Annotated in this window: 22 protein-coding genes and 1 pseudogene; 9 read left to right on the forward strand and 14 right to left on the reverse strand. The window is 73.7% G+C overall.

Annotated features, from left to right (window positions below):
• Window positions 1-14: 14 nt before the first annotated feature.
• The 3 genes from EUA98_RS10070 to EUA98_RS10080 form a co-directional block, all read right to left on the reverse strand.
• A complete protein-coding gene (locus EUA98_RS10070) occupies window positions 15-296 on the reverse strand; it encodes a hypothetical protein (protein WP_130102556.1) in 282 nt (93 codons plus the stop codon).
• Between the two features lie 14 nt (window positions 297-310).
• Window positions 311-1,924, reverse strand: a complete 1,614-nt coding sequence (locus EUA98_RS10075; RefSeq protein WP_130102584.1) for a sodium:solute symporter family protein — start codon at window positions 1,922-1,924, stop codon at window positions 311-313.
• A 365-nt stretch (window positions 1,925-2,289) separates the two neighbouring features.
• The gene (locus EUA98_RS10080) at window positions 2,290-3,174 is read right to left on the reverse strand and encodes an EamA family transporter (protein ID WP_242511382.1); all 885 of its coding nucleotides are present in this window, start codon (window positions 3,172-3,174) and stop codon (window positions 2,290-2,292) included.
• Between the two features lie 83 nt (window positions 3,175-3,257).
• Here EUA98_RS10080 and EUA98_RS10085 point away from each other — a divergent pair, with 83 nt between their 5' ends.
• Together EUA98_RS10085 and EUA98_RS10090 are read left to right on the forward strand one after the other, a co-directional pair.
• Window positions 3,258-4,175: a LysR family transcriptional regulator gene (locus EUA98_RS10085; protein WP_130102557.1), complete on the forward strand. Its 918-nt coding sequence runs from the start codon at window positions 3,258-3,260 to the stop codon at window positions 4,173-4,175.
• A 32-nt stretch (window positions 4,176-4,207) separates the two neighbouring features.
• Window positions 4,208-4,654, forward strand: a complete 447-nt coding sequence (locus tag EUA98_RS10090; protein WP_130102558.1) for a GNAT family N-acetyltransferase — start codon at window positions 4,208-4,210, stop codon at window positions 4,652-4,654.
• Between the two features lie 15 nt (window positions 4,655-4,669).
• Here the strand turns inward: EUA98_RS10090 and EUA98_RS10095 are convergent, their stop codons facing one another.
• The 7 genes and pseudogenes from EUA98_RS10095 to hemE all read right to left on the reverse strand — a co-directional run bounded on the left by EUA98_RS10095 (window position 4,670) and on the right by hemE (window position 12,348).
• The gene (locus tag EUA98_RS10095) at window positions 4,670-5,146 is read right to left on the reverse strand and encodes a hypothetical protein (protein WP_130102559.1); all 477 of its coding nucleotides are present in this window, start codon (window positions 5,144-5,146) and stop codon (window positions 4,670-4,672) included.
• Window positions 5,147-5,158: 12 nt separating this feature from the next.
• Entirely contained in the window at window positions 5,159-6,508 is a 1,350-nt protein-coding gene (gene hemL / locus EUA98_RS10100) for a glutamate-1-semialdehyde 2,1-aminomutase (protein WP_130102560.1), read from the reverse strand.
• Window positions 6,505-7,512: a porphobilinogen synthase gene (gene hemB, locus EUA98_RS20265; RefSeq protein ID WP_305038285.1), complete on the reverse strand. Its 1,008-nt coding sequence runs from the start codon at window positions 7,510-7,512 to the stop codon at window positions 6,505-6,507. The genes hemL and hemB overlap by 4 nt, the downstream gene beginning before the upstream one ends.
• A 228-nt stretch (window positions 7,513-7,740) precedes the next feature.
• Window positions 7,741-8,553: pseudogene (locus EUA98_RS20270) on the reverse strand (uroporphyrinogen-III synthase); the annotation flags it as partial.
• Entirely contained in the window at window positions 8,550-9,569 is a 1,020-nt protein-coding gene (hemC, locus tag EUA98_RS10110; protein WP_130102562.1) for a hydroxymethylbilane synthase, read from the reverse strand. The gene hemC and the pseudogene EUA98_RS20270, both read right to left, overlap by 4 nt.
• Before the next feature lie 174 nt (window positions 9,570-9,743).
• The gene (locus EUA98_RS10115) at window positions 9,744-11,276 is read right to left on the reverse strand and encodes a protoporphyrinogen/coproporphyrinogen oxidase (protein ID WP_130102563.1); all 1,533 of its coding nucleotides are present in this window, start codon (window positions 11,274-11,276) and stop codon (window positions 9,744-9,746) included.
• A 1-nt stretch (window position 11,277) separates the two neighbouring features.
• The gene (gene hemE / locus EUA98_RS10120; RefSeq protein ID WP_130102564.1) at window positions 11,278-12,348 is read right to left on the reverse strand and encodes a uroporphyrinogen decarboxylase; all 1,071 of its coding nucleotides are present in this window, start codon (window positions 12,346-12,348) and stop codon (window positions 11,278-11,280) included.
• A gap of 58 nt (window positions 12,349-12,406) precedes the next feature.
• Here hemE and EUA98_RS10125 point away from each other — a divergent pair, with 58 nt between their 5' ends.
• Window positions 12,407-13,849 carry a glutamyl-tRNA reductase gene (locus EUA98_RS10125; RefSeq protein WP_130102586.1) on the forward strand — a complete coding sequence of 481 codons (1,443 nt, stop codon included), beginning with the start codon at window positions 12,407-12,409 and terminating at the stop codon, window positions 13,847-13,849.
• Here EUA98_RS10125 and EUA98_RS10130 read toward each other — a convergent pair.
• Together EUA98_RS10130 and purB are read right to left on the reverse strand one after the other, a co-directional pair.
• A complete protein-coding gene (locus tag EUA98_RS10130) occupies window positions 13,753-14,598 on the reverse strand; it encodes a hypothetical protein (RefSeq protein WP_130102565.1) in 846 nt (281 codons plus the stop codon). The two genes, EUA98_RS10125 and EUA98_RS10130, sit on opposite strands and share 97 nt — an antisense overlap.
• 122 nt (window positions 14,599-14,720) lie before the next feature.
• Window positions 14,721-16,196 (reverse strand): adenylosuccinate lyase, encoded by a 1,476-nt coding sequence (gene purB / locus EUA98_RS10135; protein WP_130102566.1) that lies wholly within the window; start codon window positions 16,194-16,196, stop codon window positions 14,721-14,723.
• A gap of 140 nt (window positions 16,197-16,336) precedes the next feature.
• On the opposite strand from purB, the gene EUA98_RS10140 reads away from it, so the two are divergent.
• Window positions 16,337-17,821: a GGDEF domain-containing protein gene (locus tag EUA98_RS10140; protein WP_130102567.1), complete on the forward strand. Its 1,485-nt coding sequence runs from the start codon at window positions 16,337-16,339 to the stop codon at window positions 17,819-17,821.
• A 28-nt stretch (window positions 17,822-17,849) separates the two neighbouring features.
• On the opposite strand, the gene EUA98_RS10145 is transcribed toward EUA98_RS10140, so the two are convergent.
• On the reverse strand, window positions 17,850-18,803 hold the full coding sequence (locus tag EUA98_RS10145; RefSeq protein ID WP_130102568.1) for an EamA family transporter: 954 nt from the start codon (window positions 18,801-18,803) through the stop codon (window positions 17,850-17,852).
• A 233-nt stretch (window positions 18,804-19,036) separates the two neighbouring features.
• Here EUA98_RS10145 and EUA98_RS10150 point away from each other — a divergent pair, with 233 nt between their 5' ends.
• On the forward strand, window positions 19,037-19,462 hold the full coding sequence (locus EUA98_RS10150) for a hypothetical protein (protein WP_130102569.1): 426 nt from the start codon (window positions 19,037-19,039) through the stop codon (window positions 19,460-19,462).
• Between the two features lie 23 nt (window positions 19,463-19,485).
• The gene (locus EUA98_RS10155) at window positions 19,486-20,970 is read left to right on the forward strand and encodes a hypothetical protein (RefSeq protein ID WP_130102570.1); all 1,485 of its coding nucleotides are present in this window, start codon (window positions 19,486-19,488) and stop codon (window positions 20,968-20,970) included.
• Window positions 20,971-21,009: 39 nt separating this feature from the next.
• On the opposite strand, the gene EUA98_RS10160 is transcribed toward EUA98_RS10155, so the two are convergent.
• Window positions 21,010-21,405, reverse strand: coding sequence for a phage holin family protein (locus tag EUA98_RS10160; protein ID WP_130102571.1), 396 nt, complete (start codon window positions 21,403-21,405; stop codon window positions 21,010-21,012).
• Between the two features lie 72 nt (window positions 21,406-21,477).
• Between EUA98_RS10160 and hisC the strand changes: the two genes are divergently transcribed.
• The 3 genes from hisC to EUA98_RS10175 all read left to right on the forward strand — a co-directional run bounded on the left by hisC (window position 21,478) and on the right by EUA98_RS10175 (window position 24,948).
• The gene (gene hisC / locus EUA98_RS10165; protein ID WP_130102572.1) at window positions 21,478-22,569 is read left to right on the forward strand and encodes a histidinol-phosphate transaminase; all 1,092 of its coding nucleotides are present in this window, start codon (window positions 21,478-21,480) and stop codon (window positions 22,567-22,569) included.
• A gap of 184 nt (window positions 22,570-22,753) precedes the next feature.
• The gene (pdhA, locus tag EUA98_RS10170; RefSeq protein ID WP_242511383.1) at window positions 22,754-23,902 is read left to right on the forward strand and encodes a pyruvate dehydrogenase (acetyl-transferring) E1 component subunit alpha; all 1,149 of its coding nucleotides are present in this window, start codon (window positions 22,754-22,756) and stop codon (window positions 23,900-23,902) included.
• The gene (locus EUA98_RS10175) at window positions 23,899-24,948 is read left to right on the forward strand and encodes an alpha-ketoacid dehydrogenase subunit beta (protein WP_130102574.1); all 1,050 of its coding nucleotides are present in this window, start codon (window positions 23,899-23,901) and stop codon (window positions 24,946-24,948) included. Before pdhA ends, EUA98_RS10175 begins: the two co-directional genes overlap by 4 nt.

Below are 24,948 nucleotides of genomic sequence, written 5' to 3' on the forward strand. Positions count from 1 at the left end.
GCCCCCGCGGTGGGTCACTCGGTGGTCGCCTGCTCCTTCGGGGCAGGGGTGACCGGGACCTCGATCGGGCGCAGGTGCGACCAGGTGAAGAACACGGCGGCCACGACGACCATGACGAACCCGGCGATGAGGTTCGCATGCAGGCCGCCGGACTTCTCGAGCTGCTCCGGCGAGGAGAAGAACGCGCCCATCGCCAGCAGGATCACGCCGTACGTCCCGATGACGATGCCGATGATGTTGCGGATGTCGAAGGCGCCCGCGGAGTGCTGACCCGCGGACTTCGGTGTGGTGCTCATGTGGACCTTCGTTCCTAGAGGAAGACGATGTTGAGGGCGATGACCAGGACCAGGCCGAGGCCGGCCATCTTCACCGGCTGGCGGTACCACGGCAGCCGCTGCGAATCGGCGTCGGTCAGCATCTCCTTCGGGGTCTCGGAGTAGACCAGGCCCACGAGCTCGGCGGTCGGCTTCGGGGTCCCGCCCAGCGAGACCAGGATGCTGAGCAGGATGTCGACCACGAAGGCGACCCCGGCGGCGACGAAGCTCAGGCCCTGACCGGGCAGCGTGATGACGCCGACCGTGTCCAGCCCGAACACCACCATCGCCGAGCCGGTCCCGGCGACGAGCCCGACCCAACCGGCGGTCGCCGTCATCCGCTTCCAGAACATCCCGAGGATGAAGGTGGCGAACAACGGTGCGTTGAACAGGCTGAACAATGTCTGCAGGTAGTCCATCAGGTTGCTGTACCCGGAGGCGATGAATGCTGTACCGACCGCCGCCACCGTGGCGCCCACCGTGGCGTACCGGCCGATCTTCAGGTAGTAGTCGTCCGACCGTTCCTTCTTGACGTACTGCTCCCACAGGTCATAGGTGAACACCGTGTTGAAAGCCGAGATGTTCGCGGCCATTCCGGCCATGAATGCGGCGAGGAGGCCGGTGATGGCGACGCCGAGCAGGCCATTGGGAAGGATGTCTTTCATGAGCAGCAGCAGGGCGTCGTTGTAGGTGACCCCGGGGGTGCTCGGGTCCAGCTTGTAGGCGGCCATCTTCGGCACCAGGACGGCGCACAGCATGCCGGGCACGACGACGATGAACGGGATGAACATCTTGGGGAACGCGCCGATGATCGGCGTCGAGCGCGCCGCGGAGATGGACTTGGAGGCGAGCGCGCGCTGGACCTCGACGAAGTTCGTCGTCCAGTAGCCGAAGCTGAGCACGAAGCCGAGGCCGAACACGATCCCGATCACCGACAGCACCGGGTTGTCGAACCCGGTGAGCTCGGTGCCCGGCCAGGACGACATCTGCGCGGGGTCGGAGACCTTCGCGGTCAGTCCCTCCCAGCCGCCGACCTTGTACAGGCCGATCAGGGTGAGGGGCAGCAGCCCGGCGACGATCACGAAGAACTGCAGGACCTCGTTGTAGATCGCGGCGGACAGGCCCCCGAGCGTGATGTAGGTGAGCACGATGGCGGCCGCGGCCAGCACGGCGAGCCACAGCGGCCAGCCGAGCAGCACGTTGACCACGGTCGCGAGCAGGTACAGGTTGACGCCGGCGATGAGCACCTGCGCGACGGCGAAGCTGAGCGCGTTGACGAGGTGCGCGCCGGTCCCGAACCGGCGACGCATGAACTCCGGCACGCTGCGCACCTTGGAGCCGTAGTAGAACGGCATCATCACCACGCCGAGGAACAGCATGGCCGGCACGGCGCCGATCCAGAAGTAGTGCATCGTCGGCAGGCCGTACTGCGCCCCGTTGGCCGACATGCCGATGATCTCGACCGCACCGAGGTTGGCCGAGATGAAGGCGAGGCCGGTCACCCAGGCGGGCAACGACCGCCCGGACAGGAAGAAGTCCATGCTCGTCGATACCTGCCGCTTGGCGGCGTACCCGATGAGCATGACGAACACGAAGTAGATGGCGACCATCGCGTAGTCGATGACGTGCGCGTCGAGGCGCAGCGAGTCACCTGCCGCGAGAATCACAGGTCAATCCGCACAGGAATAGCCACAGCAATGTCCTTACTGTCAGGGCAGCCGGGCGGATTCATGCCGGGACAGATCAACTGTGACGTCACCCACGGTCATCATCCGTCCGCGCCCGGTTCTTGATGTTCTGGCTAGAGAATTTTTCAACCAAAGCATTCGTGCGGGTGGAGTCTAGTTCTCCCCTAGAAAGAGTCAACCGAGAACCGGCCGGTAAAACCCGCGACACATGAGGAGTATAGTTTGTCCGTCTAACAAATCATCCAACAATTCAAATGTGTGGGTGGGGACGCCGCACGACCCGTCGGCTAGGAGCCGGCGAGGCCGTGCTCGAGACGGCCGCCGCTGCGCTCGGCGCCGATCCCGGCGGCCACGACGAAGGCGATGCCGACCACGGGCGCCAGGGTCGGCTGCTGATGCAGGAAGACCAGCCCGATCAGCAGGGCGATGGCCGGTTCCAGGCTCATGAGCGTGCCGAAGGCGGCCGTGGTGAGCCGGCGCAGCGCGAGCAGCTCGAGCGTGAACGGGATGGTCGGCAGCAGGATCGCCAGCCCGAGCCCCCACGCCACCAGGGGCCAGGTCAGCGACCCGGCGGTGCTCGGCGCGGCGAACACCGTCGCGACGAGGGCCGCCACGGGCATCGAGACGGCCAACCCCTGCAGTCCGGAGACCTCGTCTCCCACCCGCTGGGTCAGCAGGATGTAGGCCGCCCAGCACAGCGCCGCCCCGAGGGCGAAGCCGATGCCGATCAGATCGACCGAGCCGTGCCACGGCTCGGTCATCAGCAGCACGCCGACGCCGGCCAGCGCGGGCCAGACCAGCTTGCGCAGCCCGGTGCTGTGCGCAACGGCCACGCCGAGCGGGCCGAGGAACTCGAGCGCGCTGGCCGTCCCGAGCGGCAGCCGGGCGACCGCCGCCATGAACAGCATCGTCACGCCCGCGGTCGCGATCCCGAGCAGGACGCTCGCCTGCAGGCCGCGGCGGGTCATCGAGCCCCATCGCGGTCGCACGACGAGGAGCAGGATGACGCCCGCCCACCCGAGCCGCAGCCAGGCGACCCCCGCCGGGCCGAGCTCGTCCAGCATCCCGACCGACGCGGCGAGCCCGAGCTGGACGCACAGCATCGAGGTGATGGCCATTCCGGTCCCCACCCGGGCGGGGGAGCGAACGGGCCGGCGCAGGGTCGTCGTCATGCCCCGAGTAAACCCAGGTCGGATCGTCCATGTCCACTAGTCGATTTCGAACGTACAGATCGGCATTGGTGAATGATGGGCCCATGGATCCCCGCCGGTTGCGTCTGCTGCTCGAACTGTCCCGCCGAGGTTCGATGCGGGAGGTGGCCGACGCGGTGGGAGTCGCGACGTCGACCGTCTCGCAGCAGCTGGCGGTCCTGTCCACCGAGGCGGGCGTCCGGCTGATCGAGCCGGCGGGGCGTCGGGTGCGGCTCACCCCCGCCGGCAGACGGCTCGCCGCGCATGCCGTCGCGATTCTCGGCGCGATCGAGGCGGCCCGCTCCGATCTCGACCCGGCCGCCGAACCGGCGGGCGACGTGCGGGTGGCCGCGTTCGCCACCGCGGCCCGCAGATCCTTGCTGCCGGTCGCGCGAGCCCTGCTCGCCGACCACCCCCGGGTGCGACTGCACATCTTCGAGCACGAACCGACCGAAGCGCTCAGTCTCCTGCACGACGACGTCGTCGACCTGAGCCTGACCTACGACTACAACCTCGCCCCGCAGGTGCTCGACCCCGCCCTGGTGACCACGCCCCTGTGGCACGCCGGCTGGAGCCTCGCCGTGCCGGCCTCCGGCGACCTCCCCACCGGCGACGCCCTGGCGGTCTTCCGCCACTTCCGCGCCAGCGACTGGGTCGTCAACTCGCGCGAGACCACCGACGAGGAGGTCATCCGCACCGTCTCCTCGATGGCCGGCTTCACGCCCACGATCGCGCACCGCGCGGACAGCCTCGAGCTCGTTCAGGACATCATCGTGGCCGGTCTCGGCGTCGGCCTGCTGCCGGCCGCGGGCCCGGCCCTCCCCGGTGTCGCGCTGCTCCCGCTGCGGGACCCCGCGGTCGTCCTGCGCGCGTTCGCGGTCACCACGCTCGGGCAGAAGAGCTGGCCGCCTCTGGCCCTGGTGCTGCGTCTCATCGCCGACGCCGATCGGACGTCACCCCCGGGCACTAGCGCGACGACGTGAGAACCTGGCGTGTGCCGATCATCCTTGCGCCCATGAGCGGAGCCCGGCTGCGACCCTGGTTCGAGGCGGGGGAGAGGGAGTACCACGGCGACCTGATCCGCGCGGGCAAGTCCCCCGAGCAGGCGGACGTGGCGGCCAGCCAGTCCTTCGAGGAGTACTTCCCGGGCGGTGTCCCGGCCCCGGGGCACCACGTCTTCGACGTGCTCGCCGACGACGAACCGGTGGGCTACGTGTGGATCGGGCCGCAGACGAGCGGCGACCCGCAGGACTGGTGGCTGTGGGACATCGCGATCGACGATCGGCACCGGGGTCGTGGTCTCGGGCGGGCCGCCGTCGAGCTCGCCGAGGCCGAGGCCGTCCGGCGTGGGGCACGCTCGCTGGGCCTGAAGGTCTTCGGCTTCAACACCGCCGCGCGCTCGCTGTACGAGTCGCTCGGCTACGACACCGTGTCGCTGCTGATGACCAAGCGGCTCACGTAGCCGCAGCGGCCAGGATCAGCCGCGAAGGGTCAGGACCGCGCGGGGCGTGCCGTTCCAGGCCAGCAGGACCGCGGGCGTGCCCGTCGCCTCGGCGGCGGCAAGAGCGCTCGCGAGCATGGTGTCGGCCGGACGCGCGCCCTCGGCTGCCAGCCAGGCCGAGCTGCCGACCAGCACCCGTCGGCCCAGCAGGAGTCCGCTGTGCGCGGTGCGAACCAGGCCGCTGAGCCCGGTCCCGGGGGTTGCCTCGACCCGCAGCTCGCGCACCTCGGCGGAGCCGACGACGACGCCGTCGCCCCCCACCGTCGGCACCGGCTCGGGGCCCCGCTCGCCGGGATCGGCCGTCGCGGCGCGGGCGAGCGCGGCCAGCACCGGGTGCATGGCGGTCGCGGCCTCACGACCAGCCGCCGCAGCCAGCGCGCCGGCGAGCTCGAGGACCTCGGCCCGCGTGCAGCCGTCGAGAGCCACCACGTCGATCACCCGCTGGTCCGGCATGTCGGGACGCAGTCAGGCCGGTCGAGCGGCAGCAGCCGCGCGGGCCGCGGCCGGCAGGGCCGAGAGCACCCGGTCGAGCGCGGCGTCGTCGTGCGCGGCCGAGACGAACCACGCCTCGAAGACCGACGGCGGCAGGTTGACCCCGCCGGCGAGCATCGCGTGGAAGAACGGTGCGTGCCGGAACACGTCCTGGGCCTGCGCGGCCGCGAAGTCGGGCACCCCGACGCGGGCGGCGTCGTCCCCGAAGAAGACGCTGAACAGGTTGCCCGCGCGCTGGATGCGGTGCGCGACCCCCTCCGCCGCCAGCGCCGCTGAGACCGCCTCACCCAGCTGCAGCGCGACGTCGTCCATCCGGGCGTAGACGCCGGCGTCGGCGGCACGGAGCGTGGCCAGGCCCGCCGCGGTGGCGACCGGGTTCCCCGACAGGGTGCCCGCCTGGTAGACGGGACCCAGCGGGGCGAGCCGCTCCATCAGGGCGGCCGGACCGGCGATCGCCGCGACCGGCAGCCCGCCGCCGACGACCTTGCCGAAGGTGAACAGGTCGGGTGCCCAGCCCTCGACGGAGCCTTCCAGGCCCCACCAGCCCGACGGGCCGACCCGGAACCCGGTGAGCACCTCGTCCTGGATGAGCAGCGCACCGTGCGCGCGCGCGATCCGGGACAGCCCGGCGTTGAACCCGGGCAGCGGCGGTACGACGCCCATGTTCGCGGGGGAGGCCTCGATGATCACGGCCGCGATCTGGTCCCCCCGCTCGGCGAACACCGCCTCGACGGCGGCGAGGTCGTTGTACGGCAGGACGATCGTCTCGGCGGCGGTGGCGGCGGTGACCCCGGCGGACCCCGGCAGCGCGAGGGTGGCGACGCCCGAGCCGGCCTGCGCGAGCAGCGAGTCGACGTGCCCGTGGTAGCAGCCGGCGAACTTCACGATCAGGTCGCGGCCGGTGGCGCCGCGCGCCAGGCGCACGGCCGTCATGGTCGCCTCCGTGCCGGTCGACACGAGCCGGACGCGGTCGGCCGCGGGCACCCGGCGCAGGATCTCCTCGGCCAGGTCGGTCTCGCCGGGGGTCGGCGCACCGAACGACAGCCCGCGCGCGGCGGCCTGCTGCACGGCCTCGACGACGGCGGGGTGCGCGTGGCCGAGGATCATCGGGCCCCACGAGCAGACCAGGTCGACGTACTCGCGCCCGTCGGCGTCGGTGACGTACGGCCCGCGTGCGGACACGAGGAACCGCGGCGTGCCGCCGACGGAGCCGTACCCGCGCACCGGTGAGTTCACGCCCCCGGGCAGCGCGGCCCGGGCGCGCGTGAATAGCTCGGCCGAGCGGGGGGCGGCGTCGGGCAGGGTGGCGGTCTTCTCGGTCATCGGGTGCTCCCGGTCGGTTCGGTCAGCCAGCCGGCGAGCTCGGTGGCCCAGTAGGTGAGGATCAGCTCGGCGCCCGCACGCCGGATGCTCAGGACGGACTCCTCGATGGCCCGACGACGATCGATCCACCCGTTCGCCGCGGCGGCCTCGATCATCGCGTACTCGCCGGAGACCTGGTAGGCCGCCACCGGCACGGGGCTGGTCGCGGCGACGTCGGCCAGGACGTCGAGGTACGGCAGGGCGGGCTTGACCATGACGAGGTCGGCGCCCTCGGCGACGTCGGCGGCGACCTCACGGGCCGCCTCGCGCCGGTTGCCCGGGTCCATCTGGTAGGTCCGGCGGTCACCCTCGAGCGTCGACTCGACCGCGTCACGGAACGGGCCGTAGAACGCGGAGGCGTACTTCGCCGCGTAGGCGAGCACGAGCACGTCGGTGAAGCCGGCCTCGTCCAGCGCGTCGCGCACCCGCGCGATCTGGTGGTCCATCATTCCGCTCGGCGCGACGAGGTGGGCGCCCGCGCGAGCCTGGACGACGGCCATCTCCGCGTACCGGTCGAGCGTGGCGTCGTTGTCGACGACCACCTCGCCGTCGGGGCCTGGCCGCAGCACGCCGCAGTGGCCGTGGTCGGTGAACTCGTCGAGGCACAGGTCGGCCATCACCACGAGGCGCCCGTCGGCGGCGGCGACCGCGTCCGCGATGGCGAGGTTGAGGATGCCGTGCGGGTCCGTCGCGCCCGTGCCGGTGGCGTCCCGCACGAGCGGCACCCCGAACAGCATGACGCCGGCCAGCCCGGCGTCGGCCGCCTGCTCGACGGCGGTGCGCAGGCTCGCCCGGGTGTGCTGGACGACGCCGGGCATCGACGCGATGGGGTGCGGGGCGGTGAGGCCCTCCTTGATGAACAGCGGCAGCACGAGGTCCGCCGGGCGGAGGCGCGTCTCGGAGACCATGCGCCGGACCGCGGCGGTCGTGCGCAGACGGCGGGGACGGTTGCGGCGGTCAGGGATCACGGGGTTCACCTGGGGATCTGGTTCTGGTGCGGGGTGGGAACGCGGTGCGGGGCTCGGGGCGGGCGGGGGCGCGGTGCGTGGGGGCGGTGCCGACGGGGCGAGCGCGGTCGGCAGTGCTGCGGTCGGCAGTGTTGCTGCCGGCAGGGTCGTCGCCGGCCCAGTGCCCGACGGCGGCGTCGGCTGCCCCGGGGTGACGGCCGCGACCAGGGCGGCCACGACGGCGTCGGGCACCGGACGGTCGGCGACGACCCCCACAGGCAGGCCGAGATCGGCCGCGACCTCGGCGGTGCGCGGGCCGATCGAGCACACGAGGGTCGTTGCCGGCAGGGCGACCTGCTGGACCAGGCGTCGGGCCACGCTTCCCGAGGTGAGCACGACGGCGCCGACGCGGCCGGCGGCCAGGTCGGCGACGAGCTCGGGCGGCAGGGACGGGGCGGGGCGGTTGGTGTACGACACGACCGTCACCGGCTCCCACCCGCGCGCGGCCAGCCCGTCCGAGAGCGTCGGCTCGGCCAGGTCGCTCTGCGGCAGCAGCACGGTGGCGCCCAGCCGGGTCGACGGCCACTCGGCCAGCATGCCGCGGGCGGACTGCAGGGCTACCGGGACGAAGTCGGCGGGGACCTGGGCGCGGGCCAGAGCTGCGGCGGTCGCGTCCCCGACCGCGGCGACCCGCGTGCTGCCGGGATTGGCCAGGCGACCCGCGGCCAGGAGGTCGGCCAGCGTGTGCCCGGCGCGCAGCGCGGCCGCCTCGAGGCTGTCGACCGTGAACCCGCTGGTCACCGCGACCCAGTCGTAGCCGCCGGCGGCCAGCCGCGCGGCGGCGTCGTCCATGGGGGCCGGATCGATCGGTCGGGCGATGGTGACCAAGGGGGCGGCGACGGGGTCGGCGCCCGCGCGGCGCAGCGCGTCGAGCAGCGGGCCGGCGCGATCGGCCGACCGTGGCACGAGCACCCGCAGCCCGGCGAGCGGGCCGCCGCCGGTCTCGACCTCGGCCAGGGCTCCGGCGTCGGGCGCGGTGACGTCCGTGAGGTCGCTCATCGGGCCGGGCCGAGGTCGGCGAGCTCGCCCGCGCCGTCGGCCAGGAGCAGGTCGGCCAGGTCGGTGCCGAGCCGGGCCGCCGCCCGCAGCCGCTCCTGCTCACCCGAGGGGTCGGCGGCGGCATGGGCCCCGGCTCGCGCCGGGTCCGACTCCGCGTGCAGGGGCGTGGTGAGGGTGCGGCGGAGCGCGGCGGTGCCGTCCGGGCGGCAGACGACGGCGTCGAGCGCCAGGCTGTGCCCGTCGAGGCGGGCGTGCGTGCCGACCGGCGCGGCGCAGCCGGCCTCGAGCCGGGCAAGCAGGGCGCGCTCCGCGGTGACGGCGAGGCGGGTCGGGGCGTGGTCCAGGGCCGCGAGGGCGAGAGCGAGGGGGGAGCCGGCGTCGGCGACGTCGGCCGCCCGGGCCTCGACCGCGAGGGCGCCCTGGCCGGGGGCCGGGGACATCACGGCCGGGTCGAGCAGCTCGCTGACCGCGTCGAGGCGGCCCAGGCGGGCCAGGCCCGCGGCGGCGAGCACGACGGCGTCCAGGTCCCCGGGGGCGACCCGGTGCAGCCGGGTGTCGACGTTGCCGCGGATCTCCACGACGACCAGGTCGGGCCGGGCCAGGAGCAGCTGGGCCGCGCGCCGGGGCGAGCCGGTGCCGACCCGGGCCCCGGGGGGCAGGTCGGCGAGGGTGAGTCCGTCGCGGGCGCAGAGCGCGTCGCGCGGGTCCTGGCGCAGCGGGACGGCGGCGATCACGAGCCCGGGGGCGTGCGCGGTCGGCAGGTCCTTGAGGGAGTGCACCGCCACGTCGCAGCGCCCGTCGAGCAGGGCGTCGCGCAGCGCGGTCACGAACACGCCGGTGCCCCCGAGATTCACCAGCGAGCCGGTGAGGCGGTCACCTTCGGTGGTGATCCGGACCAGCTCGACGGCCAGATCCGTTCCGGCGGCGAGCTGGTCGGCGACCATCTGGGTCTGGGTCAGGGCGAGTGCGCTGGCCCGGGTGCCCACCGTGACGACTGGCCGCGCGAGGGAAGACATGGGCCTCAGTCTGCGCGTTTCGCCTGGTGATGTCGAAATGCTGCGCACCGGCCTTCTTTGATATGACTATGTGTCAGGTCGTTCGACAAAGTTGTTGCGTACGTCACGATCAAGGCCGGGCGGAGCCCCGCGAACAATGCCGAGAGCGATTTCCTGACGAATTGTCAGGATCATTCATCCCCGGGTCGGCTCGACGGGGACGGGGAGCGCGGCCGCGGCGGTCCGGGCCTGGGCCACGACCGCCGCGAGGCCGTTGCCCGCGACCCACGACCCGCACACGGCGAGGCCGGGCAGCGTGGCGGCGCCCGCGCGGGCGGCGGCGACGGCGGCCCGGTGGGCAGGGCTCGGCTTGGGGAGCGACTGCGACCAGCGCACCCGGGCGGCCTGCAGCACCTGGGACTCGTCGAGATCGACCCCGAGCAGGGTCGAGGCGTCCCGCAGCGCCACGGTGGTGAGCTCGGCGAGGCTCAGGCCCGCGATGTCGGGCGTCGCGGGATCGGTGCCGGGGGGCCCCGCCGGCTGCCCGTACGACAGCCGCACGACGTGCCGACCGGGACCCGCCACAGCGGCGAGCCAGGCCCACTTCGCGGTCGCGTGCGTCAGGGCCTTGGCCCGGACCCCGGCGACCCCGGGCGCGACCAGCACGCCGGTGCCGCGCGGGGCGGCGTCCAGCGCGGGCGCGTCCAGCACCAGGGTCGCGAGCACGACGTCGGCCCCGGTCTCCGGGCGGACCTGCGCCAGCGCGGGGACGAGCGGCCCGAGCAGATCCGCGGCGGCGGGTCCGGGCAGGGCGAGCACGAGCAGCGGGGCGTGCAGTGCCCGCTCCGCGACCGCGGCCGACCCCGAGCGGGCCGGCACGCCGGCCACGGTGACGACCCATCGGTCCACTCCGGTCGCCGCGGGGTCGGGGTCGACCGCCGATCCGCTCCGCGCGATCGCCGTCACCCGGGCCCGGGTCTCGATCCGGCCACCCCGGGCCACGACGTCGGTGGCCAGGGCGTCGATGATCCCGTGCAGACCGCCGGTCAGCCCGGCCACCGCGGACCCGGCCGGTGCCGAGGCCCGGATCGAGGCGACGGCCGCGCCGAGCGACCCGTGCGCGGCGAGGGCCAGGCGCAGGCCGGGTGCGACCGTGTCCAGGTCGAGCTCGTTCGGGTCGGCGGCGTGCACCCCGCTGACGATGGGCGTCACGAGCCGGTCCAGGACGCGGTGGCCCATCCGGGCGCCGACGAGTGCGCCGAGGCTCGCGGGGGTCCCTTCGCTGGTCAGCGTGCCGTACCCGGCCGGGAGCCGGCGGTCGGCGGTCGCGCGCAGGGCGCCGAGCAGCCCGATCGTGCCCCGGACGTCGCGGGCCCACGGGTGCGCCGGGATGCCGAGGATGCCGGTCCGCGGCAGCGTGCCCGCGCCGGTCGGCAGCTGGACCCACGCTCCCCGGCCGGTCGGCGCCTCGATCGTGGCGCCGAGCCCGAGCTCGGTCGCCAGGGCCGCGACGATCCCGTCCCGGGTCGCGAACGAGTCCGCGCCGGCGTCCAGCTCCAGCCCCGCCACGGTGTGCCGACCGACCGCCCCGCCGGGCGCGACCCACGCCTCGAGCACGACGGTGCGCAGCCCGCGGAGCGCCAGCTCGCGCGCGGCGACGAGTCCGGCGATGCCGCCCCCGACGACGATCGCGTCCACCGTCGCGTCGGCGCGCCCGACCTGGTTCACGTCAGCTGCCCCACCCGTGGACCAGCTCGACGATCCGCGTGAGCACCGCCGGATCGGTCGTGGGCGGCACCCCGTGGCCGAGGTTGAGCACGTGCGACGGGGCCTTGGCCCCGCGTGCGACGACGTCGCGCACGTGCGCCTCGAGCACTGGCCAGGGCGCGGCGAGCATCGCGGGGTCGAGATTGCCCTGCAGTGGCACGGTGCCGCCGAGCAGCTCGTTCGCCCGGTCGAGCGGGGTCCGGTAGTCCACGCCGACGACGTCGGCCCCGACGTCGCGCATCGCGGTGAGCAGGTGCTCGGTCCCGGTGCCGAAATGGACGATCTTGACATCCAGGTCCGCGACGTGCGCGAGCGCCCGGGCGCTCGCCGGCGCGGCGTGCGCGAGGTAGTCGGCCCGGGAGAGCGAGCCGGCCCACGAGTCGAACAGCTGCACGGCGCTCGCCCCCGCGAGCACCTGGGCCCGCAGGAACGCGCCGGTCACGTCGGCGGCCCACTCGGTCAGGGCGAACCAGGTGGACGGGTCCGCGTGCATGAGGGTGCGCGCGGCCAGGTGGTCGCGCGACGGCCCGCCCTCGACGAGGTACGCGGCGAGCGTGAACGGCGCCCCGGCGAAGCCGATCAGCGGTGTCGCGCCGAGCTCGGCGACCGTGAGGCCGACCCCGGCCGTGATCGGCGCGAGCGCCTCGCGGGTGAGCGGACCGGTCTGGGCCAGCCGCGCGACGTCGTCGGCCGTGCGCACCGGGGCGCCCAGCACGGGGCCGACGCCGGGCACGATGTCGACGTCGACCCCGGCCAGCCGCAGCGGGATGACGATGTCGCTGAAGAAGATGGCGGCGTCGACCCCGTGCCGCCGCACGGGCTGGAGCGTGAGCTCGCTCGACAGCTCCGGGCGCAGGCAGGCCTCGAGCATCGCCGTGCCCTCGCGTGCGGCGCGGTACTCGGGCAGGGAGCGGCCGGCCTGGCGCATGAACCACACGGGGAGCCGGTCCGGCCGGTCACCGGAAAATGCGCGGACGACGGCGGAATCGGCGGTACGACCGTCGCGGAGCGGATGCGTCAGGGGGAGGGTCACCGGGCAATTGTGCCCACCATTGTCGAGGTTGGTTAATATTGCGGGTGCTGTGGTGCTGATGTCATTGATCGCCAGTCACCGTGACCTCGACCTCGATCTGCTCGAACGGCTCTCGGCCGGAGCGCAGTCGGTGGGCCAGACCGTCGCGGCGATGGGTGCTGCCCCGACGTCGTCGACCTCGAAGGACGCCGGCCCGGCCGGGCCGCGGGGGGCGCTCGTGCTCGCCACGTGCAACCGGTTCGAGGTCTACCTCGAGCTGCGCCCGGGGCAGGACCCGCGCGCGGTGATCGCGGCGGCGACCTCGGTCATCGCCACCGCCTCGGGTCTCGCGGCCGACGACGTCGCGGCCAGCCTGCGGGTGCTCCGTGGCCGCGAGGTGCCCGCCCACCTCTTCTCGGTGGCCGCCGGGCTCGACTCGATGGTCGTCGGCGAGCGCGAGATCTCGGGCCAGGTCCGCCGGTCGCTGTCGACCGCTCGGGCCGCCGGGACGACGTCCTCGGGGCTCGAGCGCCTGTTCCAGACCGCCGCGCGCACCTCGCGCGACGTCGGGGCCCGGACCGGGCTCGGCGCGGCCGGCCGGTCGGTCGTCGGCGTGGCGCTCGACCTGGCCGAGGCCGACCTGCCGGCCTGGGCGCACACCGCGGTGGTGCTGATCGGCACGGGGTCGTACGCCGGCGCGAGCGTCGCCGCGCTGCACCGGCGCGGCTGCCGCGACATCCGGGTGTTCTCGCCGTCCGGCCGGGCGCCGGGCTTCGCGCACGACCGGGGCGCCGTGGCCATCCCCGACGACGGGCTGGAGCAGGCCCTGACCGCGGCCGACCTCGTGGTCGCGTGCAGCGGCGCGGTCGGCGGCGTGATCGACGCGGCCTCGGTGGCGCGGGCCCGGGCGACGAGCGAGCACCCGCGCGTGATCGTGGACCTGGCCCTGCGGCACGACGTCGACCCGGCGGTCGGCGCGCTGCCCGGTGTGCGCCTGATCGACCTCGCCACGGTCCGGGACCAGGCCCCGGTGGGGTACGCCGAGCCGGTCGAGCGCGCACGCCGGCTCGTGGCCGACGCGACCGAGACCTTCGAGGCGGTGCACCGGGCGCTGGAGCGGGACGCGGAGGTCGTGGTGCAACGGCGTCGCGTGCTGGGTCCGCTCGAGGCCGAGGCCGCACGGCTGCGCGCGAGCGCCGAGCCGGAGATCGTCGGCCGAGCGGTGCGCGCCCTGCGGCGCCGCACCCGCACGCTGCTGCACGACCCCACGGTGCGGGCCCGGGCGGCCGCCCTGGCCGGGGACGACGGCGCGTTCGCGGCGGCGCTCGATGAGCTTGCTGCGATCCCGGTGCCCAGCCTTCCGGCTCCGCCGAGCCCTGCACCGGCGCCGCCCGTGCCGGCGCGACCCGTGCCGACCGCCGTTGATCAGTCGAGCTCCGGGCCGACCATCGTCTCGACGTCCAAGACCAGCCGGCGCGCGACGAGGTCGTCCAGCTCCGCTGCCGGGACCACCGACTCGTAGAGGCCGGGCTCGACGCAGGGCATCGACAGCTGTTCGGCGAGCTGGCCGTCATCGGAGAGCGCCGAGATCCGCGCGATCACGTCGCGCCGGCCGTCCATCCACTGGTCCACCATCCGGACCTCGAGGCCGTGCCACGACGCGACCACGTCGAGCTCGAACAGCTCGTCGACCTCGTGGCGCGGGACGACCCGTCGCCAGCGGCCGTTCTCGGTCGGGGTGAACCCGGTCTCCTTGAGCGGCGGGCTGTCGAGGGCGAGGACCACGGACCGGCCGTCGTCGACGAGGTCGGCGTCCACGTAGCTGCCGTGCCACAGGGCGACGGGGCCGACGCACCGGGACAGCGGGGCGATGCTGGCCCGGGGGCCGGTGGTGTGGCTCACGTCCCACCCGGTGCCGACGTCGCCGTACCGGGCGAGCAGCGCGCAGGAGCCGTCGTCGAACATGCGCAGGAGCTCGGCCCCGGGGGTCAGGCGCGAGTGGCGCAACCACCACTGCGGCACCAGCGTGTCGGCGTCGCCCGGGAGGTACTGGAACTGCGGTGAGGCCTCGAAGCGCAGCACGTCGAGCCAGGGCGCGTCGGCCCGGAACGGGAACCGCGGATCGGTCAGGCCGTGCGCGGCGATCAGCTGCGGCGGGCGGGTCGCGAGGTCGACGTCGGTCGTGCGCACGACGTAGCCGGCGACCCGGTCGTGCCCGCCGACCAGATATGCCTCGGTCAGCGCGGGCGTGACCACCTTCTGCAAGAGCATGCGGGAGCGACCTCGACGATGACGAAAAGGATGAACCGGACGAGCGTCGCAGACCAGTGCCGTTCGCGCAGCGAAATCCCACCCCGATCGGGTGCCGGACTCCCGGCACCCGATACCGGCGGTCAGTCGTCCAGGTGCTCGACCAGCTTCGCGGAGAGGCCGGTGTACGAGGCCGGCGTCAGCTCCGCGAGGCGTGCCGCGACGTCGTCGGGCAGGCCGAGCCCGCCGATGAACTCCCGCATGTCCGCGCCGGTGAGCCGCTTGCCGCGGGTGAGCTCCTTGAGCCGCTCGTACGGGTTCTCCATGCCGGTGACCCCCGCGACCGAGGCGGCGCGCATCGCCGACTGGACGGGCTCGCCGAGCACCTCCCAGTTCGCGTCGAGGTCGCGCGCCAGCAGGTCGTGGTCGACGTGCAGCGCCCCCAGACCCCGGTGCAGGTTGTCGATCGCGAGCAGCGAGTGCCCGAACGCCGGGCCGATGTTGCGCTGCGTGGTGGAGTCCGTGAGGTCGCGCTGCAGGCGGCTGGTCACGAGCGTCGCGGCGAGCGTGTCGAGCAGCGCGCACGACAGCTCGAGGTTCGCCTCGGCGTTCTCGAACCGGATCGGGTTCACCTTGTGCGGCATCGTCGACGAGCCGGTCGCCCCCGGCACCGGGACCTGGATGAAGACCCCCATGGAGATGTACGTCCACATGTCCGTCGCGAGGTTGTGCAGCACCCGGTTGAACCGCGCGAGGTCGCTGTAGAGCTCGGCCTGCCAGTCGTGCGACTCGATCTGGGTGGTGAGCGGGTTCCAGGTCAGGCCGAGGTGCTCGACGAACGTGCGCGAGACCTCCTGCCAGTCGGCCCCCGGGACGGCGGCGAGGTGCGCGCCGTAGGTCCCGGTCGCGCCGTTGAGCTTGCCCAGGTACTCCGCGCGCTCGATTCGCTTCAGCTGGCGGTCTAGGCGGTGGGTCAGGACGGCGAGCTCCTTGCCGAGCGTGGTCGGCGTCGCGGGCTGGCCGTGGGTGCGGGCCAGCATCGCCGCGCCGCGGTGCTCGCGGGCGAGCTCGGCGATCTGGGCGACCAGGGCGCGCGCGGCCGGCAGCCACACGTCGTGGACCGCGCCACGCACCATCAGCGCGTAGGAGAGGTTGTTGATGTCCTCGCTGGTGCAGGCGAAGTGCACGAGCTCGCCGACGCCGGGCAGCACCGTGTCGGGGCCGAGCGAGGCGGGCGCGGCCGCGAGCCGGGCCTTGAGGAAGTACTCGACCGCCTTGACGTCGTGCACGGTGACCTTCTCGATCGCGCCGAGCTCCGCGATCTGCTCGGCCCCGAACGTCGCGACGACGTCGCGCAGGTAGGCCTGCTCCTCGCCCGCCAGCGTCGGCGCGCCGGGCACCACCTGGTGGGAGGTGAGGTGGATCAGCCACTCGACCTCGACGTGCACGCGCTCGCGGTTGAGGGCGGCCTCGCTGAGGTGGTCGACGAGCGGGGCGACGGCACCGCGGTAGCGGCCGTCGAGCGGCCCGAGCGCGATCGGGGGCACGACGTCGGCGAGGGCGACCCGGGCGGCACCGGTCGGCTGGGCGGGCTGGGCGGGCGTGGCGTTGGCTGGCACGGCGAATATCGTCCCACGGGCGCACGACCGGCGACTCGCTCGAGCGGGCCGCGGCCGATCGTGCTCGGCGCCTCGTCGAGCCGTGCGGACGGCGCCGGCCCTCCCGCACGCTCAAGAGCGGGGTCCAAGGTGCCGACAAAATGGACATGGACCCGCGCATGCGCCGCAACCTGGCGGTGCTGTGCGTGCTGGCGGCCGCCACGATCGCCTATCCCCTCGTCCCGCTGTCCGGCGACACGTGGCGGGTCTACTACAACGCTGTCGCCCTCAGTGCCGTGCTGATCGCGTTGTCCGGGGTGGTGTTCCACCGGACGCCGCAGCGTCGGGCCTGGTTGTCGGTGATCGGCGGCTTCTGCGCGTGGGTGCTGGCGGACCTCGTGGCCACCCTCGAGCAGCAGGTCTGGCACCTCCCGTACTACCCGGTGCCCTCGGATGCGGTCTACCTCGTGGGCTACGTGCTCGTGGCGGCCGGGGCCCTGCGCCTGGTCCGGACCCGGGACGAGGACCGGGACCTGACCGTGCTGCTGGACGCGGCCATCGTCGCCACCGGCGCCGCGGTCGTCGCGGCCGTGTTCCTGATCGCCCCGTTGGCGACCGACTCGACGTTGACCGGCTTCGGGAAGGTGGTCAGCTCCGCGTACCCGGTGGCGGACATCCTGCTGATCGCCGTGATCTTCCGCCTGTGGGCGGCGCCCGTCGCCCGCACCGCCTCCTCCCGCCTGCTGATGTGCGCGGTGACCTTGTCCCTCGCGGGTGACGTCGTGTGGAACGTGCTGATCGTCACGGACGGGTCGCAGGCGGACCGCTGGAGCGACCAGCTGTACCTCGCCACCTACGTCCTGTTCGCCGCGGCCACGTGGGCTCCGTCCATGGCGAGGCTGGGTGCGGTCGCCCCCGAGCAGGCGGGTGCCGGGTCCTTGCACCGACGCGTGGTGGTCCTCGCCGGTGGCTTGATGCTGCCGTCGGTGACCCTGCTGATCAGTGGCGCGACCGGTCGTGCGGTGCTCTGGCAGGTGATCGGGCTGGGTTCCCTGCTCATCTCCGGACTCGTCCTGGTCCGGATGTCGGGGATCCTGCGCACCGTGGAGTCCCAGTCGAGGAGGCTGGCGGACCTGGCGCGGCTGGACGAGCTCACCGGGATCCCCAACCGGCGAACCTGGGACCACGAGCTGGACCGCGTGTGTGCCGAGAGCCGGTTGCAGGGTGCACCGCTGTGCGTCGCGATCATCGACCTCGACCACTTCAAGGTCTACAACGACGCGTTCGGCCATCAGGCCGGCGATCGACTGCTGCGCGACTCGGTCGCCGCCTGGGCGGAGCACCTCGGCGACCGGACCTTCCTCGCGCGGTACGGCGGTGACGAGTTCACCGTGCTGCTGCCCGGCCTCGACCTCGACGACGCTCGCGCCCGACTGCAGGGGTTGCGGGGCGTCACGCCCCACGGCCAGACGATCTCGGCGGGGGTCGCCCGGTGGGATCCGCAGGCGGAACCGGCCAGTGCGGTCGCGGGCGCCGACGTCGCGCTCTACGCCGCCAAGGAGGCCGGCCGAGACCGCGTCCTCACCCAGGTCGTGGTGACGGCGGACGCCGGCGGGGTCGGTCTCCTCGGCCTTCCCCAGGCCTGACCGGCGCTGGACTCAGACGGCGGTGTGCTCAGACCGCGATGGTCTCGGGCAGCGCCGCCGAGCGCGGCGCCCGGCGCGCAGTCTCGGCCAGGGCGACCCCGCCGAGCACGACGGCGCCTCCCACGAGCTGGACCGCCGTCATCGCCTCACCCAGCACCGCCCAGGCGGCGGCTGAGGCCACGACCGGCTCGATCATCCCGATCAGGCCGGTCCGAGCCGCACCGATCACCTTGAGCCCGGCGAGCACGAGCGTGTAGGGCACCACCGTCCCGAGCACGACGACCCACGCCACGAGCAGCCACAGCGGCACGACCGCGGGTTCGAGCGCACCTGTCAGTGCGACGTCGTCGGCCAGGAGTTCGGCCTGGAACGTCCACAGCGGCTGCACCGCGAGCCAGAACACGCCCGCGAACGCGAGCGACCACGCCTGCGTCGAGAGCGGGTCCCGCTCGGCGACCAGGCGCTCGCCCAACAGGTAGTAGACGGCGAGCGACAGCGCGGCGCCGCCCGCGGCGGCGAGCCCGATCGCGTCCAGCTCGACCCCGCGATGCACCTGCGCGACCAGCGTGAGCCCGGCCAGGCAGGCGGCGAGGGCCCACCACACCCGGGCGCGCACGCGTTCGCCGAGCACGAACCGGGCCCACAGCGCGACGATCAGCGGCGCCGTGTACTCGATCAGCAGGGCGAGGCCGACGGGCAGCCGGGAGATCGCGACGAGGTAGAACCACTGCACGAGCGCCATGCCGACGACGCCGAGCAGCGCGAGCGCGGCCACCTCCTTGGCGCGCAGCCGCATCGTGCGGCCGAGCACCAGCACCGCGATCGTCACGAGCACGACGGCCGAACCGACCGAGCGCAGCTCGACGAGCCGGGTGGGGCTCAGGCCGGCCTGCATGGCGAGCTTGGCGACGGTGCCGTTGACGGCGAACAGGACGGACGCGACGGCAACCGCGAGCACGCCGAACGGAGCTGATCTGGGCACGGTCGTGAGGTTAGCGTCCACGCGGGCTGCCGGGCTGCCGGGCGGGCGGAGCCGACCGGTGGGCAGACGGAGCCGACCGGTGGGCGGACGGGCCGGCGAGGGGACCCGAGATCGCCGGCGTCGGTGCGGTCCGGCCGCCCGGGCCGCACCCCGGGCGCCGGCCGCGTCGGCCCGTCCACACCGGCGTGCCGGTGACCGCCGGCGGCCGCCGGCTGATCCCTACGGTCGGGGCTATGACGAGCGGACTGGCGGGGGCGTCGGGGTGGTGGTCGGGCGCCGCGGCGCGGGAGCTCGGGTCGGCCGGGGAGTCGATCGCGGCGGCCCTGCGGGGTCTTGCCGCGGCCGACGACGTCGCCTGGGTCTCCACCGCCGCGACGCACTACCGAGCGGCCCTCACCGAGAGCTCGGCGACCCTGCAGGCCGCGCGGAACCTGCTCGACGAGGCGATGGTCGCGGTCGCCGCGCACGACGTCGCCGTCGAGCAGCACCGACGTGCTCGACAGAGCTACCTCGCGGGAGCGCGGAGTGACGTCCTAGGACAGAGCGACGTCGTCGGACGCAATGACCTCGCGGGACCGCAGACGGGCGGCGGACAGCCGACCGGCTGGGCCGAGATCGCGCGCTCGCTCGATCTGCGCGCCGGGCCGGGCCCGTGGTGAGCGAGTCGACATCGACGGCGACCGTGACTGCGACCGGGACATCGACCGCGACTGCGACTCCGGCGCCGGACCCGTTCCCCCTGCCCGGCCGGCCCGCCGGGATCACGATCCGGGGCGGGGTGGGTGCGACCTTCGCGGACCTGACCGAGCTCCGCGGAGCGGCCCAGGCGCTCCGGCTCGCCGCGGAACGCCTGGACGACGCCGCCGCCCGGGTCGGTGCCGCGCGGTGCTCGGTCGAGAACGGCGCGGTGGACGCCCCGGCGACGGCTCGGGCGGCGGTCGCCACCCTCGGTCCGCTGCTGTCCGGGCCGTCGTCGTTGGCGGCCGGCGCCGAGCGCACGCGGGAGCTCGCGCGTGCGCTGCTCGGTGCTGCGGACCTGTACGGCGCGGCCGAGGACCGCGCGCAGGACGCGGTCCGAGGCGTGCTGTACACGATGGGTGCCGCGGCCGGGGAGGCGCCCCTGGTCGCCACCCTCGGCGCGCTCGGCGCGGTCCGGTTCACCGCCCTGGCCGGTGCGCTCGCCGTGGGCTGGCGGGTGGCGCACGGCAAGGGGCTGCCGCACCCGAAGGACCTGCTGCTCGCGGTGCCGACGGAGCACGTGATGCTCCTGCTGGGTTCGTTCATCCGGGGGCTCGCGCCCGGGCGGCAGCTTCCGAACCCCTCACCCGTGCCGGGTGCGGCCGGGCTGGTCGTGGCGGGCCTCACGGCGCCGTCGGTGCTCGTCCCCGACCTGCGACGCCGGCACCTGCGGGTGACCGCGCGCCTGGACGGAGCCCGCCGGCCGGCACCGCGGACCGCGGCCGACGTGCTGCGCGAGATCGGGGCGCTGTACCCCGCGGCGGGCGGTACCCCCGGGACCGTCGGGATCGAGCGGCTCGACCAGCCGGACGGATCCCGCACCTGGGTCGTCGCGATCCCGGGGATGCAGGGCGCCGGGATGGGCTTCGGTCCCAACCCGATGGACATGGGCACGAACCTGCGCCTGATGGCCCGCACCGCCGACGACGGGACCGAGCTCGTGGTGCGGGCGCTCGAGCAGGCCGGGGTGGGTCCCGACGAGCCGGTGCTGCTCGCCGGCCACAGCCAGGGCGGCATGGTGGCGATGGTGCTCGCGGGCAGCGCGGCGTTCACCGCGAGGTACACCGTGGCGGCGGTGCTCACCGCCGGGTCGCCGACGGCGACGTTGGCCATGGACGCCACGACCCCGGTGCTGCACCTCGAGCACCGGCAGGACCTCGTGCCCGCCCTCGACGGCCGGCCCTCACCGGCTGGCCCGAACCGCACGTCGGCGGTGCGCGATCTGCGGGCGTCGTCGGACCCGGTCGACCGTCTCGCGGGTCACGACCCCGGTGCGGCCCATCGGATCGACACCTACGCGCGGACCGCGACGGCGGTGTCCGCGACCGGCGCGCCGTCCGTGCGCGACTGGGAGGAGGCGGCGGGGCGCGTGCTGGGCGGACCGGACGTCCGGGCGGTGCACCTGGAGTTCACCGGAACCCGGCCGTGACCCGGCCGCGCCGCGGGCCGTCGACAGTCGGCCGTCAGGTCAGGGCTGCCGCTTAGCGGCGGCGTGCGTCCCGGTGAGCACGCTCAGCGTGAAGCTGACGATCGAGATGATCAGGGCGCCGATCACGGCGGTGCCGAAGCTGTCGACGCGCAGGCCCCAGCTCGTCGCCTCGGTGATCCAGGCGGTGAGCATGAGCATCAGGGCGTTGACCACGAGGGTGAACAGGCCGAGCGTGAGGATGAACAACGGGAACGAGAGGATCTGCGCGATCGGCTTGACGATGGCGTTGACGATCCCGAACACGAGCGCGATCAGCGCGATGATGCCGATCTCCTGCCAGGTCGTCGTCGCCCCGACGATCTCCAGGCCGGACAGGAGCAGCGCCGCGAACCAGATGGCGATGCCGTTGATGACCACGCGCGCGAGGAAGCTCATGGTGCGATCTTGCCACCCGGCGTCCGGTGGCCGTCCTGCGATGCGTGTGCGACGCCGGTGCCCGGCGATGGCATGCTGAGTGCCGTGACTCGTCCTCAGGTGCCGTTGCGTGCGGCCGTTGCTGAGCTTCCCGCCTACGTCCCCGGGAGCCGCATCCCCGTGGGGGCCGCGGCGTTCAAGCTGTCGTCGAACGAGAACCCGTACCCGCCGTTGCGGTCGGTCATCGCAGCGATCGCCGACGGCGCCGCCGACGTGAACCGTTACCCCGACATGTTCGCCACCGAGCTCACCGAGGCGATCGCCGCGGCCCTGGACGTCCAGCCCGCCTCGATCGTCGCCGGGAACGGCTCGGTCGCTGTGCTGGGCCACGTGCTGGCGGCGGTCTGCGAGGCCGGCGACGACGTCGTCATCCCGTGGCGCTCGTTCGAGGCCTACCCGATCGCCATCTCCCTCGTGGGGGCGACGACGACCGCCGTTCCCCTGGCCGACGGCGGCCGGCTCGACCTGGTCGCGATGGCGGCGGCGGTGACGCCCCGCACGCGCGTCGTGATCGTCTGCACGCCGAACAACCCGACCGGTCCCGCCGTGCGGGCCGCCGAGCTCGACGCGTTCCTCCGGGCGGTCCCGCGGGACGTGCTCGTGGTGCTCGACGAGGCCTACGTCGAGTTCGTCCGCGACCCCGACGCCGCCGACGGGCTCGCGGTGTTCGCCGCGCACCCGAACGTGGTCGTCCTGCGGACGTTCTCGAAGGCCTACGGGCTGGCCGGGCTGCGGGTCGGCTTCGCGATCGCCCGACCCCGGCTCGCCCGCGGGATCCGGGCCGCCTCGACGCCGTTCGGTGTCTCGCACCTCGCGCAGCTCGCGGCCCTCGCCTCGCTGCGGGCCAAGGACGAGCTGTTTGCCCGGGTCGACACGCTCGTCGCGGAGCGCGGGCGGATGCTCGGTGCGCTGCGGACCCAGGGCTGGGTTGTGCCGGACAGCGAGGCGAACTTCGTCTGGCTCCCGCTCGGCGAGCGGGCGACGGCGTTCGCGGCCGCCTCGGCGCGGTCGGGGGTGCTGGTGCGACCGTTCGCGGGAGACGGTGTGCGGGTCAGCGTCGGCGAGACCGAAGCGACCGACGACCTGCTGGCGATCACGGGAAACTGGCTCTCCGGCGACCGCTGACGGCGCTGAACTCGGCGTTCCTCCCGAGTTCAGCCCCAGTGGTACACGGGCAGCCGGTACCGTACACATTCGATACCTGGTCCTGTACAGGACCTTCGGGGGCTAAGTTACGGTACCGTAGCCTACGCTTTCGTAGGTTGAATGGATGCACGTCGCGCCTCGGCGCTACCGAAGGAGGCCTCGCGTGATCCCCACCGGCGATCGCACGGATGTCGACACGGTTCAGCTGCTCACCCCGTCCGGGGAGCGGCTGGATCATCCCGACTACTCACCCCGCATCGCGCACCTCGGGCCGGACGCCCTGCGCGGGCTCTATCGGGACATGGTCCTGGTGCGGCGGTTCGACAACGAGGCGACCTCGCTGCAGCGGCAGGGCGAGCTGGCCCTCTGGGCGCAGTGCCTGGGCCAGGAGGCCGCCCAGGTCGGTTCTGGCCGGGCGCTCGCCCCGCACGACTACGCGTTCCCGTCCTACCGCGAGCACGGGGTCGCCCACACCCGTGGGATCGACCCGACCGACATCCTGCGACTGTTCCGCGGCGTGGACCACGGCGGTGGCTGGGACCCGACCGAGCGCGGATTCCACCTGTACACCCTGGTGATCGCGGCGCACACGCTGCACGCGACCGGGTACGCGATGGGGCTGCAGCGCGACGGGCTGGTGGGCACCGGCGATCCCGAGCGCGACTCCGCTGTGATCACCTACTTCGGCGACGGGGCCACGTCGCAGGGCGACCTCAACGAGTCGCTCGTGTTCGCCGCCGTGAACAACGCCCCGCTCGTGCTGTTCTGCCAGAACAACCAGTGGGCGATCTCCGAGCCGACCACCCGCCAGTCCCGCGTGCCGCTGGTCAAGCGGGGCGAAGGCTTCGGCATCCCGAGCGTGCGGGTCGACGGCAACGACGTGCTCGCGACCTACGCCGTGACCGCCGAGGCGCTCGACCGGGCACGCTCCGGCGGCGGGCCGACCTTCATCGAGGCCTTCACCTACCGGATGGGCGCGCACACCACGTCCGACGACCCCACGCGGTACCGGTCCTCGGCGGAGGAGGAGTACTGGCGCCAGCGCGACCCGATCGAGCGCTTGCGGCGGCTCCTGGTCGCCGACGGCGAGCTCCCGGACACGTTCGTGGCCGAGCTCGAGGCGGAGGCGGAGGCCCGGGGGGAGCAGCTGCGCACCGCGGTGCGGGCGATGCAGGCACCGGCGGCGGCTCAGATGTTCGACCACGTCTACGCCAGCCCGCACGCCGTGGTGGAGTCCGAGCGGGCCTGGTTCACCGAGTACGAGGCCTCGTTCCTCGATGCCGGCGCGACCGACGGGGGGACCCACCGATGACCGGTGTCGAACGCATGACCTTCGGCAAGGCGATCAACGCCGGGCTGCGCCGCTGCCTCGAGCAGGACCCCAAGGTCCTGCTCATGGGTGAGGACATCGGCACCCTCGGCGGCGTCTTCCGGGTGACCGAGAGCCTCCAGAAGGACTTCGGAGCCGACCGCGTCATCGACACCCCGCTCGCCGAGTCGGGGATCGTCGGCACCGCGATCGGCCTCGCGCTGCGCGGGTACCGGCCGGTGCTCGAGATCCAGTTCGACGGGTTCATCTTCCCCGCGTTCAACCAGATCACCACGCAGCTCGCCAAGATGAGCTACCGCTCGCGCGGGAGCCTGCACCTGCCGGTCGTCATCCGCGTGCCCTACGGCGGCGGCATCGGCGCGGTCGAGCACCACAGCGAGTCGCCGGAGGTGCTGTTCGCCCACACCCCGGGCCTGCGGGTGATCGCCCCGGCCTCCCCGAACGACGCGTTCGTGATGATCCAGCAGGCGGTGGCCTCGCCGGACCCGGTGATGTTCTTCGAGCCGAAGGCCCGCTACTGGGACAAGGGCGACGTCGACCTGTCGGTCACGATCACGGCCACCGACGCCACCGACGCCGGCGAGGCCGGCGACCCGGCCGCGTCGACGTCCGGCACGCCGGTCGCCATGGACCGGGCACGGGTCGCCCGCCCGGGTACCGACCTCACGATCGCCGCGTACGGGGCGACCGTCGCGATGGCGCTCCGGGCAGCCGAGGCCGCCGCGGCGGAGGGCATCAGCGTCGAGGTCGTCGACCTGCGCTCGATCTCCCCGCTGGACGCCGCCACCCTGGTGACGTCGGTACGCAAGACGCGCCGGTGCGTCGTCGTGCACGAGGCCCCGGTGTTCTACGGCACGGGCGGCGAGATCGCCGCCCGGATCACCGAGGAGTGCTTCTACGAGCTCGAGGCGCCGGTCCTGCGGGTGGGCGGCTTCCACACCCCGTACCCGGTCAACAAGGTCGAGCAGGCCTACCTGCCCAACCTGGACCGCATCCTGGACGCCATCACCCGATCGCTGGCGTACTAG

It is taken from the genome of Pengzhenrongella frigida (assembly GCF_004168625.1).
In the GTDB taxonomy this organism is placed as follows: domain Bacteria; phylum Actinomycetota; class Actinomycetes; order Actinomycetales; family Cellulomonadaceae; genus Pengzhenrongella; species Pengzhenrongella frigida.